This window comes from Agromyces sp. NPDC056523 (genome assembly GCF_042794545.1).
GTDB lineage: Bacteria > Actinomycetota > Actinomycetes > Actinomycetales > Microbacteriaceae > Agromyces.
In genome coordinates, this window is record NZ_JBHTTM010000001.1 from 965,706 (window position 1) to 978,324 (window position 12,619).

Annotated in this window: 11 protein-coding genes and 1 CRISPR repeat array; of the genes, 9 read left to right on the forward strand and 2 right to left on the reverse strand. The window is 71.8% G+C overall.

The genetic code is table 11. From position 1 onward, the window contains the following. Positions 1-73 precede the first annotated feature (73 nt). The 3 genes from panD to ACFQ58_RS04740 all read left to right on the forward strand — a co-directional run bounded on the left by panD (position 74) and on the right by ACFQ58_RS04740 (position 4,357). Complete coding sequence (gene panD, locus ACFQ58_RS04730) at positions 74-499, forward strand: aspartate 1-decarboxylase (RefSeq protein WP_376949899.1); 426 nt, start codon at positions 74-76, stop codon at positions 497-499. 291 nt (positions 500-790) lie between these two features. Continuing rightward, positions 791-2,164 carry a glutamine synthetase family protein gene (locus ACFQ58_RS04735; RefSeq protein WP_376949900.1) on the forward strand — a complete coding sequence of 458 codons (1,374 nt, stop codon included), beginning with the start codon at positions 791-793 and terminating at the stop codon, positions 2,162-2,164. A gap of 112 nt (positions 2,165-2,276) precedes the next feature. Beyond that, positions 2,277-2,777: a CRISPR direct-repeat array (repeat unit 29 nt; unit sequence CGTCCGGCCTCATGTGAGGCCGCGCTCAC). A gap of 167 nt (positions 2,778-2,944) precedes the next feature. After that, entirely contained in the window at positions 2,945-4,357 is a 1,413-nt protein-coding gene (locus tag ACFQ58_RS04740; RefSeq protein WP_376949901.1) for an MFS transporter, read from the forward strand. Between the two features lie 30 nt (positions 4,358-4,387). Here ACFQ58_RS04740 and ppk2 read toward each other — a convergent pair whose 3' ends face one another. Next, positions 4,388-5,203, reverse strand: coding sequence for a polyphosphate kinase 2 (ppk2, locus tag ACFQ58_RS04745; RefSeq protein ID WP_376949902.1), 816 nt, complete (start codon positions 5,201-5,203; stop codon positions 4,388-4,390). 85 nt (positions 5,204-5,288) lie between these two features. On the opposite strand from ppk2, the gene ACFQ58_RS04750 reads away from it, so the two are divergent. From ACFQ58_RS04750 to ACFQ58_RS04760, 3 genes are all read left to right on the forward strand, one after another. Further along, a complete protein-coding gene (locus ACFQ58_RS04750) occupies positions 5,289-5,690 on the forward strand; it encodes a DUF6264 family protein (protein WP_376949903.1) in 402 nt (133 codons plus the stop codon). Positions 5,691-5,896: 206 nt separating this feature from the next. Beyond that, positions 5,897-7,324 (forward strand): hypothetical protein, encoded by a 1,428-nt coding sequence (locus ACFQ58_RS04755; RefSeq protein WP_376949904.1) that lies wholly within the window; start codon positions 5,897-5,899, stop codon positions 7,322-7,324. A gap of 81 nt (positions 7,325-7,405) precedes the next feature. Further along, positions 7,406-8,098: a hypothetical protein gene (locus tag ACFQ58_RS04760; RefSeq protein WP_376949905.1), complete on the forward strand. Its 693-nt coding sequence runs from the start codon at positions 7,406-7,408 to the stop codon at positions 8,096-8,098. On the opposite strand, the gene ACFQ58_RS04765 is transcribed toward ACFQ58_RS04760, so the two are convergent. After that, entirely contained in the window at positions 8,091-9,203 is a 1,113-nt protein-coding gene (locus tag ACFQ58_RS04765) for an epoxide hydrolase family protein (protein WP_376949906.1), read from the reverse strand. The genes ACFQ58_RS04760 and ACFQ58_RS04765 overlap by 8 nt on opposite strands. Before the next feature lie 148 nt (positions 9,204-9,351). Between ACFQ58_RS04765 and ACFQ58_RS04770 the strand changes: the two genes are divergently transcribed. From ACFQ58_RS04770 to ACFQ58_RS04780, 3 genes are all read left to right on the forward strand, one after another. Beyond that, positions 9,352-9,783, forward strand: coding sequence for a DUF1761 domain-containing protein (locus ACFQ58_RS04770; RefSeq protein WP_376949907.1), 432 nt, complete (start codon positions 9,352-9,354; stop codon positions 9,781-9,783). 147 nt (positions 9,784-9,930) lie between these two features. Further along, positions 9,931-11,097, forward strand: a complete 1,167-nt coding sequence (locus ACFQ58_RS04775) for an RtcB family protein (protein WP_376949908.1) — start codon at positions 9,931-9,933, stop codon at positions 11,095-11,097. A 195-nt stretch (positions 11,098-11,292) separates the two neighbouring features. Beyond that, positions 11,293-12,618, forward strand: a complete 1,326-nt coding sequence (locus tag ACFQ58_RS04780) for a hypothetical protein (RefSeq protein ID WP_376949909.1) — start codon at positions 11,293-11,295, stop codon at positions 12,616-12,618. Position 12,619: the final 1 nt, after the last annotated feature.

Sequence of the window (12,619 nt, forward strand, 5' to 3'; positions counted from 1 at the left end):
GCCCATTGTGACGCGCTCGGCCCGTGTTACTCCGGAGGAGCGTCTCCGCCGCTCGGCACGCGAGGATGGTCGGATGGCCAGCTTCCGTCGCACGATGCTCAAGTCGAAGGTCCACCGCGCGAGCGTCACGCACGCCGACCTCCACTACGTCGGCTCGCTCACCGTCGACCTCGACGTGCTCGAGGCCGCCGACATCCTGCCCGGCGAACTCGTCTCGGTCGTCAACGTCAACACGGGCGACCGCTTCGAGACGTACACGATCGCGGGCGAGCGCGGCTCGGGCGTCATCGGCGTGAACGGCGCCGCGGCGCGCCTGGCCGCGGCCGGCGACCTCGTCATCGTGATCTCGTGGGCATCGGTCGAGTCGACGGATGCCGCGACCTTCGCACCGCGCGTCGTCCACGTGGATGCCGCGAACCGCATCGTCGAGCTCGGCACGGATGCCGCGGCCGCCGTCGTCGACGGCGTCGTGCCGCCGCCGCACGTGTTCGTGGGGTGAGTCGCGGGCGGATGCCGCGACATCCGCCGGGGCGCGCCGCCGGGCTGCGGGCGTGCGAGTCTGGAGGATGAGGCGCGTCAGGGTCCCGTAACCGACCCTCTGGCGCGTCTCATCCTTCGAACCCGCATGAGAATCCGCACGACGGGCCCGCCAGACGGGCCCGAACACGGATTCTCATGCGAACCGGCGCGCGCGCCCCCCGAAAACCGCCCGAAATCCGCCGGGTGCATACTGATCCCGACCGCCGCGACCGCACCCCGAACCCGACGGCCGGCGGAGTCAGGAGATCGGATGAATCGGTTCGTCGGCTTCGACCAGGTCCGGGCCCTCCTCGTCTCACACGTCGATAACGCGGGCATCTCGCGCGTGAAGGCGCTGCCGCACGCGCGGCTGCTGACGGCGAGCACGCACGGCGTGACGAACTCGAACAGCGTCGGCTTCCTGTTCTCCGTCGACGACCACCTCAACGCGACGCCCGCGCTCGACCCGATCGTGGGCGACGTGCGTGGTATCGCCGACCTGTCGGCCGTGGCGATGCTCGACGCCGAGTCGGGGCTCGCGTGGGCGCCGGCCGACCTGTACGCGCTCGACGGCTCGCCGCATCCGACGTGCACGCGCTCGGCCCTGCGCCGGGTGATCGACGATGCGGATGACGCGCGCCTGGGATTCACGATCGGCTTCGAGCTCGAGTGCACCGTGTTCCGCGACGCGCCGGCACCGGTACCCGCACTCAGAGCCGAACCCGCACCCGACGCCCCGACGCCGGCCACGACCGGCCCGGCGTACTCGACGCGGTCGCTGCTCGAGGTCGAGGCGTTCGCGCTGGCGGCGGTGGACGCGCTTGAGTTCGCCGGCGTGACCGTGCAGCAGTTCCATCCCGAGTTCGGCACCGGCCAGCTCGAGTTCGCCTTCGCCCCGCAGGATCCGCTGCGCGCGGTCGATGAGCTGGTGCTCGCCCGCGTCGTGCTGACCCGTGTCGCGCGCAACCACGGGCTGCGGATCTCGTTCGCGCCCGTGCCGATCATCGGCGGGTCGTCGAACGGATGCCACGTGCACCTCTCCGCAGCGCGCGAGGGCCGTCGCAACGTATTCGCCGAGCCAGCCGGCCCCCTCGGCGTCTCGGACGAGGGCGGCCGCATCATCGCCGGCATCCTCGACCGGCTCGAGGAGGGCGTCGCGCTGCTCGGCGGCAGCGTGTTGTCGTTCACGCGCCTGCGCCCGCACTCCTGGGCGGGCGCCGACCTGTGCTGGGGGCCCGCCAACCGCGAGGCCGCGATCCGGTACGTACCGGGCCAGGCCGGCATGGGCGCCGAGCAGGCGAACATCGAGGTGAAGCCCGTGGATGGCGCCGCGAATCCGTATCTCGCCGTGGCGGCGATCCTCGCGTCGGCGCTCGACGGGCTCGCACGCGTCGCGGTACCGCCGAAGCCGGTCACGGTGGACCCGAGCACCCTGACGGCCGCGCAGCGCCGTGCCCGCGGCATCCGCTCGTTGCCCGCCGACCTCGGCTCGGCGCTCGACCGGCTCGACGCGAGCGAGTTCTTCCGCGGCGTGTTCGGCGACGTGCTGCTCGACGCCTACCTCGCGACGCGACGTCACGAGTGGGAGGAGTACGGGTCGCGGTCGCCCGAGGGGGTCGCCGACCTGGTGCGCTGGCGATACTGAACCACGGGGTCGATGTCACGACCTGGTGGGGTCGCGAGTCGATCCGACTCGAGGAGGAGGGGCCCGCGTAGCGCGAGCCCGCCCGCCTGCCTCTGCGCGGTTCGTCGCGGCTGGTCCGGCCTCCCGCCCGCCGCCGTACCGAGCGCGGAGATGCTTTCCAGTCCGCTCGTGTGAGCCCGGCCTCATGTGAGGCCGGGCTCACACGAACTGGCCGGGCCTCGGGGTGCGGGCGTTCCACAGGTCGTCCGGCCTCATGTGAGGCCGCGCTCACCTGACGCGCCGCGACGACGAGGGGACGCGGCCGTTCCCTGCCGTCCGGCCTCATGTGAGGCCGGGCTCACACGAACTGGCAGGGCCTCGGGGTGCGGGCGTTCCACAGGTCGTCCGGCCTCATGTGAGGCCGCGCTCACCTGACGCGCCACGACGAGGGGACGCGGCCGTTCCCTGCCGTCCGGCCTCATGTGAGGCCGCGCTCACACGAACTGGCCGGGCCTCGGGGTGCGGGCGTTCCACAGGTCGTCCGGCCTCATGTGAGGCCGCGCTCACCTGACGCGCCGCGACGAGGGGACGCGGCCGTTCCCTGCCGTCCGGCCTCATGTGAGGCCGCGCTCACATGAGCCAGCTGGAAGGGCTCATCCGGCTGAGACGAACAGCGTGGCGAGGACGCAGCGGAAACGAGGGCCGGGAATCGATCGTCGACGCGTGTCGATCTCCCGCCCGCTCGTTCGACGCCTGAGTAGAGACATCCACTCAGGAACGCGAACCCAAGGAGACGAGATCATGACCACGCCCCGGGCACTTCGACCCCTCCGCAACCCGGCGTACCGCTGGCTCGCGGCCGCGCTCGTGTCGTCGCTCGTCGGCACCGGCGTCTGGATCGTCGCGCTCGTGTGGCAGATCGTCGCGATCGGCGGCGGCGCTGCGGAGCTCTCGCTCGTCGCGGGTGCGTCGGCCGTCGGCATGCTGCTGACCACGCTGCTCGGCGGGGCGCTCGCCGACCGGATGTCGCAGCGCCGCATCCTCCTCGTCGTCGAGGTCGTCCGTGCGGGGAGCGGCGGCATCGTCGCGCTCCTGTCGCTCGCCGGCGCCCTCGCGACGTGGCAGCTCGCCGCGGTCGCGTTCGTCGGCGGCGTGCTGAGCGGGCTCTACTACCCGGCGTACTCGGCGCTGCTGCCGACCGTCGTGCCCGAAGACGAGCTGCTCGCCGCGAACGGGTTCGAGGGCATGGCTCGCCCCGTGCTCATGCAGGCCGGCGGACCCGCGCTCGCGAGCGCGCTCATCGCCGTCACCTCGCCCGGAGCGGCGCTCGCCGTGACCGCGCTGACGGGGGTCGTCGCGGCGGCGTGCATCCTGCGCCTGCCGGAGACGGCGGGTCGCGGCGTGCAGGCGGCGACGGCCGGGGCCCAGGCCGACGTGCGAGGTGACGCGAGCCCGAGCGACCCCGGGCCGATGGGCGACGGCGCGGCGCGCCATCCGGCCCTCGCCCTGCTCGTGGACGTGCGCGACGGCTTCGCCTACATGGTGCGCACGCCGTGGCTGCTCGGCACGCTGATGTTCGCGTCGCTGCTGATCCTGCTGATCATGGGGCCGTTCGAGGTGCTCGTGCCGTTCGTGATCAAGGACGTCGCCGGCGGCGGGCCCGAGGAGCACGCCCTGGTGCTCGCGGCGTTCGGCATCGGCGGCGCCGTCGGGTCGGCCGTCATCGCATCGCTCAGGATGCCGCGGCGCTACCTGACCGTGATGAACCTGCTCTGGGCGCTCGGCTGCCTGCCGCTCGCGCTGTTCGGGCTGACCGACCAGGTGTGGGTCATGGTGATCGCGGCGTTCCTCGTCGGGGCGGCGTTCAACGGCGGCGTCGTGATCTGGGGCACGCTGCTGCAGCGCCGGGTGCCCGCCGAGATGCTCGGACGCGTGTCGAGCCTCGACTTCTTCGTCTCGCTCGCGTTCATGCCCGTGTCGATGGCGTTCGCCGGACCGGCGGGGGAGTCGTTCGGCCTGCCGGCGGTGTTCCTCATCGCGGGTGCGGCGCCGCTCGTGATCGGGGTCGTCGCGATCGTGGCGGCGCGGATGATGCGGGACGAGATCGCGAACCCGCTCGCCGAGCCGGCGCCGGAGCCGGAGACCGAGGCCGAACACGAGCCGCAATTCGAGAGCGAGCCGGAGCTCGCCTCCGCCGCACTCGCGACAGCGTGAACGATCAGCCGGCAGGGCGGAGTCGGACGCTCACCCGTCCTTCTCCGCCTTCCGCATGAGCTCCGCGGCGTAGTCGGGCACCGAGTTCGTCCACGATCGCGGCGGTCGTTCGTACCCACCGGCCGGCGGCCGCGGCGGGATGTCGATCACCTCAGGCTCGACGTGCTCCCACGGCACCTTCGACAGCAGGTGCGCGATCATGTTGATCCGCGAGCGGCGCTTGTCGTCGCTCTCGACCTCGTACCACGACGCCTCGGCGATGTCGGTGTGGAGGAACATGTTGTCCTTCGCGCGCGAGTAGTCCTCCCACTTCGTGATCGACAGCACGTCGTTGGGGCTGAGCTTCCACCGCCGCATCGGGTCCTCGGCGCGCGAGCGGAACCGCTCCTCCTGCACGACGTCGGACACGCTGAACCAGTACTTGAGCAGGATGATCCCGTCCTCGACGAGCATGCGCTCGAAGATCGGCGCCTGGTGCAGGAACCGGTGGTACTCCTCGTTCGTGCAGTAGCCCATCACGCGCTCGACGCCGGCGCGGTTGTACCAGGACCGGTCCATGAGCACGATCTCGCCGCCGGCCGGCAGGTGCGGCACGTAGCGCTGGAAGTACCAGCGCGTCTTGTCGCGTGCGCTCGGCGTCGGCAGGGCGACGATGCGCGTGACGCGCGGGTTCATGTACTCGGTCACGCGCTTGATCGCCGAGCCCTTGCCCGCGGCATCCCGCCCCTCGAAGATCACGACGATGCGCGCACCCGACTGCTGCACCCACGCCTGCATGTCCACGAGCTGCGCCTGCAGCCGCTCGAGCTCGGCCTCGTACAGCGCCTTCGGCATGCGTCTGCTCATCGGGCACCCCTGAGGTGCAGCCTAGAGCGGATGTCGCGCCGCGGCGCCATTGCCCTGCCACTCCCCGCGCCTCGATACTGAGCGGATGGACGCACCCGCCGGCACCGACGCCGACACCTCCGACATCCGCCGCGAGATCGAGGCCGACCGGAAGGCGTCCCGCCGGGCGGATCTCATGCTGACGATCCTCGGCCTGGTGCTCCTCGTTCCCGCGGTGCTCTGGTTCGTGTGGATGAGCGCCTGGATCGGCGCTGTGACCGGGCAGTGCGGCGGAGCGAATGTCTGCAACGACGACGCGATCGCGTTCGGCCGGGTCGTGGCGGGACTCGGACCCCTGATCGTGTGGGTCCTCACGGCGGTGGGCTCCATCGTGCGGTTCGTGCGGGGCGGCACGGCGTGGTGGATCCCGCCGATCGGGTTCCTCGTGGCCTGGGGCGTCCTGTACGCGGGCGCCGAGATCGCGCACTGGGGCGCGAACCTGCGCTGAGCGGTCGCCGCCTGCGTAGCGGATCAGCCGCTCCACACCGCCGAGCGGTTCGCGGCGTGGCGCGCGCGATATCCCCCGCGGCTCGAACCGCGGTCGTACCATCGGAGCATGCGAGGGTCCCCCACCCGTCGCATCCGATCCTGAATCCGACGACCGTCCGAACCGATCCGCCCGATACCGCGGACCGGCATCCCCCTGGAGTTCGGTTGACTGCCCCCACTGACGACGAGCCCGTATTCGGGTTCGGCGCGCCCGTGCCCGCGGGCGGGGCGGGTCCCGCGGCCGGGGTGGCGGCGTGGCTCGACGAGCGGGCCGACCGCTCGGAGGGTGATGACGGTGCCCGCGCAGGCGCCCACGCGCAACCGGTCGAGGTCTCACCCGTCGACGCGCCGCGGCTCCCGTACGGCGACCGTCGACGGTACTTCCTCAGCAGCCTCGAGCCGAGTGGCGACTTCGACGCGGTCATCGTGGCGGTGACGGATGGCGCGCGCCGCCGGTACTTCACGACGCGCGACGGCTCACAACTGGCCGAGATCGACGTCGCGGCATTCGACCGCCGCAACGAGGGCGGCGAGCGGTCGCTGCTGGAGCTCGACGAACGCGAGCTCGGGGAGCTCGAGGCCGAGCTGCGGTTCGTGCGGCCGGTGCGCGGACGGGACCCGATCGCCGAGGCGGGGGTCGAGGGTGCGGCACACGCCGAGGTCGAGCCGTACCAGGAGATGCCCGACCGAGCCGACGACGCCGACCAGTCGGGATTCGTCGAGCCGAGGTTGCCCGACGAGGCCGTCCCCGAGGGCGCCGTCCTGCTCGACGGGGCGCCGTTCGACGGACCCGACACCCCGGCGGACCCGCCGCCCCACACCGAGGAGGTGAAACCGGTGCCCGACCAGATGGACCCGGCGACCGACGCGACTCCGATCGGGGAGGCGCGGGCGGTCGATCCCATGACCGAGGAGTTCGAGGAGATGGTGGCGGCCGCGCGCCGCTCGACGTTCCGCGAGGCGCCGCACGAGACATCCGCCGAAGTCGACCCGGACCTCGACGCGCAACAGCAGTCGGAGGGCGCGGCCGACCCGGCTCCGGAGGACGCCGACGAGATCTCCGACCCCATCGCGCAGTCCGCTCCCATCGCGACCCACGCGCACACGCTCCGACCCGCGCCCGACACGCATCCCGCGCCCATGTCACAGACCGACGCCGTGGAGCAGGTCGCCCTCGCGAAGGGCATCGCGTTCATCGCGCACCGCGGCCAGCTCGACCGCAGCGGCCTGCCCTACGTCGACCACCCGGGCCGCATCGCGGAGCGGTTCGACCCGGCGACCGAGCCCGTGGAGGCGGCGTCGGCGTGGCTGCACGACGTGCTCGAGGACACCGCGATCACCCCCGAGGAGCTGTTCGAGGCAGGCGTGCGCCCCGAGATCATCGAGATCGTGCGGCTGCTGACCCGAAGCCGGGATGTCCCGCCCGAGGAGTACTACGCCCGCATCCGTTCGCACCCGGCGGCGCGCCGCGTGAAGCTCGCCGACATCGACGACAACACCGCCCGCTGGCGCCTGCGCCGCCTCGACTACGACGTGCAGCTCCGCCTCATCGAGAAGTACCGCCGTGCGCGCCGCGCGCTGGGATCCCACTGACCTCGCGCTGCGGCATCCGGCGCGCTAGATTCGCGCGTATCAGGCGCTCGACGTCTCACCGCAGTCGAAGTGGGGTCGCAGATGATCCACGAACTCGTCATCGCGCAGGCGACGGATGCGCCGGCGTCGTCGTCCGCGGCGCTCTGGGCCATCGTCCTTCCCGCGCTGATCGCGGCGGTCTTCGGTGCGGTGACCGGATGGCTCGGCGCCTACCTCAAGGTCAGGGGCGAGAACTTCGCGACGAAGCAGGAGTTCGAGGCTGCGCTGCAGCGCCTCGCCGAGAACACGCGGGTGGTCGGTGAGGAGAACGCGAGGATCGCGCACCGGGCGTCCCTCGACTCGGATCTGAGGGACGCCGTTCGCCAGTTCGCCGTCGCAGCCGGTGGCGCCATCCACTCCATGGCATGGCTCACCTGGGACTGCGTGGAGCGGAAGCGTGTCGATCCGCAGATGGTGGCGGCATACGACGCCGAGGTTCATCGACTCTTCCCCCCGATCGTCGCCCAACTCGCCGTGATCGGCATGATCGACGCCGGCGTGCACGGACGCCTGGAGCGCTTCGGGGACGAGATCGTCGAGCTCGACGCGAACCTGAGTTCCACGATCGTCGCCGAGGAACGAGATCCTGGGAGCCAGGGCGATGCGCTGCGAAGGCACCATGAGGCCGCGTCCGATCTGGAGGAGCGGTTCCGCCATGGCGTCGCTCAGCTCTTTCCGGACCACCCCGGTGGGGCGCGCCGAGCAACCCCGCCGGACGACTCGGCCATCAGCTGATCATCGCGAGGAACCGGCGCATCCGATCCGCCATCTCCCCGGGCACTTCCGCAATGGCGAAGTGCCCGCCCTCTTCGAGCCGGTCGAACCAGAGCAGGTCACGATAGTGCCGACGAGCCAGCGACTCGGGATACGTGCCCTCGTGGCGCTGGATCCACACCGCCGCGGGCACGTCGGTGGGCGGGATCGAGTCGGGCGTGTCGGCGCCTTCGTAGTACGGCCGGAATGACGACTGGATGGACTGGGTGACCCAGTAGATCATCGCCTCGGTGAGGATGCGGTCGCGTGAGATGCGCCGCTCGACGGCGGCCGGATCCCCGGGCGGGGTGTCGCTCCACTCGACGAGCTTCTCGGCGATCCAGGCGAGCAGGCCCGCGGGGGAGTCGTTGAGGGCGACCGCGAGCGTGTCGGGCCGCGTCGACTGCACGTGGCCGTAGGCGCCATCCGTCTCGTGCTTCTCGCCCAGCGCCGCGAAGAAGGCGTGCTCGTCGGGATCGGTCAGCGCCTCGCGCTCGGCGTACGTCGGGAAGTGCGAGTGCGTCGCGACGATGCCGACGACGTGCTCGGGGTGGCTCGCGGCGATGAGGTCGCTGACGTTTGCCGTGACATCCTCGCCGTAGGTGACGTAGCGCTCGTAGCCGAGCACGTCGGTCATGAGACGATGCATCGTCGCGGCCAGGCGCCGCTCGCTCATCGGGCCGTCGGCGTAGGGCGCCGAGAACGCGAAGCCCGGCAGGCTCGCGACCACGACGTGCACGTCGGGCAGGAGGTCGGCGAAGTCCAGCTGCAGCGCGAAGGTGTGCGGCCAGCCATGCATCACGAGCAGCGCGGGCGCGTCGGGGCGGTCGGACCGCAGGTGCACGAAGTGGACGCTCGCATCGTCGATCTGCGCGAGGAACTGCGGATGGCGGTTCAACCATGCCTCGCGGGCGCGCCAGTCCCAGTTCGCCCACGAATCGACGAGTTCGCGAAGATAGGCCGCGCTCACGCCGGACGGCGGCTTGCGCGGTGAGTCGTCGAGCAGCCGGGTGCGCTCGAGGCGGGCGCGGAGGTCGGCGAGAACCTCGTCTGGCACGTGGATGGTGAAGGGCTCCGGAGCCGTCATTGCCCGAGCCTATGAGCGGCTACCGACACCGCGATCGGCGCGCTGCGCCTCGCGCGTCGGCCGCCGGGAGTACGCTCTCGCGCAGCGACATCCCACGGCACTGCAGGGCACGGCGATCGGCGGCGAGGCCGCCCACGAGGAGGCGGAGATGGTCCCCGAGATCAACTACTGGGCGGTATTGCTGGCGACGGCATCGAGCATGCTCGTCGGCACGATCTGGTACACACCGAAGGTGTTCGGCACACGGTGGTCGAAGCTCGCGAACGTCGACATGGATCGCCCCGGCGCGAGCGCGGTCGGCCCGATCATCGTGACCGTGATCGTCAGCTTCGTCACGGCGTGGGTGCTCGCCGGCGCGTCGACGATCGCGTGGCACTTCTACGGCGGCAGTTACCTGATGTCAGCGCTCTTCACGGCGCTGATCCTGTGGGCGGGCTTCACGGCGGCGCGATTCATCACCCACGATGCCTTCGAGGGCCGCCCGTCGACGCTCACCATCATCAACATCGCGCACGAGCTCGTGACGGTCGTCGTGATGGCGATCATCATCGGGGTGTGGCCGCCGGCCGGCACCGTCTGAGCGCCGCGCAGACGAGCGGATGTCGCGGCGCGACGCTGTGCGCCGCCCGTCGGTCGTCCGCTACCCGCGTGCCATCCGCGCGGACCGTTCGGGCGCCGACGCAACCCCGTCGCGGGGCGCACCGCGACGCGCCCACACTGGGACGACATGCAACGCCTCGCTCCGCAGCTCGTCTCGTGGGCGAGCCTGATCGACGACGAAACCGTCGAGCAGGCCCGCGTCTCGTCGACGATGCGGTTCATCCACCCGCATGTCGCGCTCATGCCCGACGCGCACATCGGCATCGGCGCGACGGTCGGGTCGGTGATCCCGACGCTCGGCGCCATCATGCCGGCCGCGGTCGGGGTGGATATCGGGTGCGGGATGATCGCCGTGAAGACGCAGTTCGCGGCATCCGACCTGCCGGCCGACCGGAGGCCGGTGCGCGAGGGGATCGAGCGCGCCATCCCGCTGTCGGCAGGTCATGACAACCGGCGGATCGTCGACACGGCCAAGCCGCGCGTCGCCGAGCTCGAGGCGCTCGCCGAGTCGGCAGGGTTCGACCCGGCAAAGAACTCGCCGGGCTGGCGGAAGCAGCTCGGATCGCTCGGCAGCGGCAACCACTTCATCGAGGTCTCGCTCGACGAGACGGATGCCGCGTGGCTGTTCCTGCACTCGGGCAGCCGCGGCGTCGGCAACCGGATCGCGCGGCACCACATCCGGGTCGCGCAGGATCTGGCCCGTTCCCAGCGGTTGCGCCTGCCGAACCGCGACCTCGCGCACCTCACTGAAGGCACGCGCGAGTTCGACCGGTACATCGCCGAGCTGCGGTGGGCGCAGCACTTCGCGCTGCTGAACCGCGAGGAGATGATGGACCGCGTCATCCACCAGGTATCGGAGTGGGTCGGCACGCCGGTGCAGGAGCTGGAGCGCATCAACTGCCACCACAACTTCACCGAGCTCGAGGAGCACTTCGGCGAGCGCGTGTGGGTGTCGCGGAAGGGCGCGATCCAGGCCGACGCCGGCCGGCCGGGGCTCATCCCCGGCTCGATGGGCACCGCCTCGTACGTCGTCGAAGGGCTGGGTGATCGGATGTCGCTCGACTCGGCACCGCACGGTGCGGGTCGACAGGTCTCGCGCACCAGGGCGCGCGCGACCTTCACGCACGCGCAGCTGCGCGAGGCTATGGCCGGCATCGAGTTCCGCGACGCGGAGGCGCTCGTCGACGAGATCCCGCAGGCCTACAAGCCGATCGACCAGGTGATGGCCGATTCGGCCGACCTCGTGCGCGTGCGGCACACGCTGCGGCAGATCGTGAACGTGAAGGGCGACTGAGCGGTCGAGTCGTGCGGCCAGGGGCTGCGACAGGACCAGTCCGGGATGGCTTCCCACTTCAGAACCGGGTGGAGAAGTATCCGCCGGATACCTTTCCACCCGGTTCTTGGAGAGGAAACGGTCCCGAGGGCGGCGGGGTCAGCATCGCCCGGCGGCTCGATGGCAGCGTCGCAGCACCGATCGTAGGATCGGAGCATGACCGGGTTCCGGGTCAGGCGCCGACGGAGTGGGCGTGAACTCGAGGCCCCCGACGCCGACGTGGCGCGGCGGGCCGGGGCAGCCCTGTTCGCGGCCGACGAGCGTATCCGCCTGACCGTCGAGGAACTCGACTTCGCCGAGGCGGAGCTCGGCCCCGGCGCGACGACGGAGCTGAGCGAGGCGTTGGTCGCGGCGCGCGCGAATGTCGGCGAAGCGTTCCGGCTGAACCGGCTCAATCACGGCGCCGCGGCCACCACCGCCGCCGACGTGCGCGTGCGCAACCTTCGCATCGTGGAGCTGTGCGAGTCCGTCGGGGAGCTCCTCGACGAGCACACCCGGGCGCTCGCCGAGCGCGTGGCGCGGGCGCGGCGCGCGCCGGAGATCCTCGCCGGCGTTCTCGGGGACATCGAGATCCTGCGCGCGCACATCCCGCACGCGCTCCAGACCGTCCAGCGGCTCGCCGCCCGATACGCGCAGGGTGCGCTCATCCGCGTCCAGGCCGGCCCAGCGCAAGCCGAGCAGCTCGTCGCCTTCGCCGAACACAGTGCGGGCGTGGCCGAGCGGCGGCGGGACGCGGGTCAGCGGGAGCAGGCGCAGCTGGCGCTCGAGGCCGCCGCCGAGGCGGTGCGCCGCGCGGCGGGCCTGCTGGATGCGGTCGAGACGTTCGAGGTCGAGGCACTGCGGGCGGAGTCCGGACTCGCGGGCATCGTCGAGGACGCGCGTCGGGAGCTCGCCGCCGCGCTCGACGAGCGTCCGCGATCGCGCTCCCTCGCGAACGCGATCGCCGAGCTCGAAGCCGCCCTCGCCGCCCTGCCCGCGGCCGGCGTCAACACCGACCCGATCGCCCACGTGAATCGAGTGCGCGACGCGACGGCGGCGCTGGATGGCGCGACCGCCGCGGCCCGCGAACGCGCGGGTCGTCCCATCCCGCCGCTGGCGCACGTGCATCGTGCGGTCGCGGACGCCGACCGACAGCTCGACGTCGCCCGCGACGTGGTCGCCGGCCACTCGGGATGGATCGGCGCCGAGGCGATGACGCGCCTCGCCGAGGCGGAGCGCATCCGAATCGATATCGCGCTGTACCTCGGCACCCCGGAGGCGACGATCACCGCGAGCAACGGCGCGCACCGGGCGCAGGCGTTCGCGATGGCCGGTCGTCTCGCCGAGCTCGCGAGCGAGGCCCTGCGTCTGGCGCGCCGCGACATCCGTGCGGCTCGATCGCGGGGCCGGGACGAGCAGGGTCGCCGTGGCAGGAGCGGCGGCGCACGTGACGGCCAGGCCGCCGACGCGGCCTCAGGGGCCGCGTCCGCGGAAGCCTCGTGAA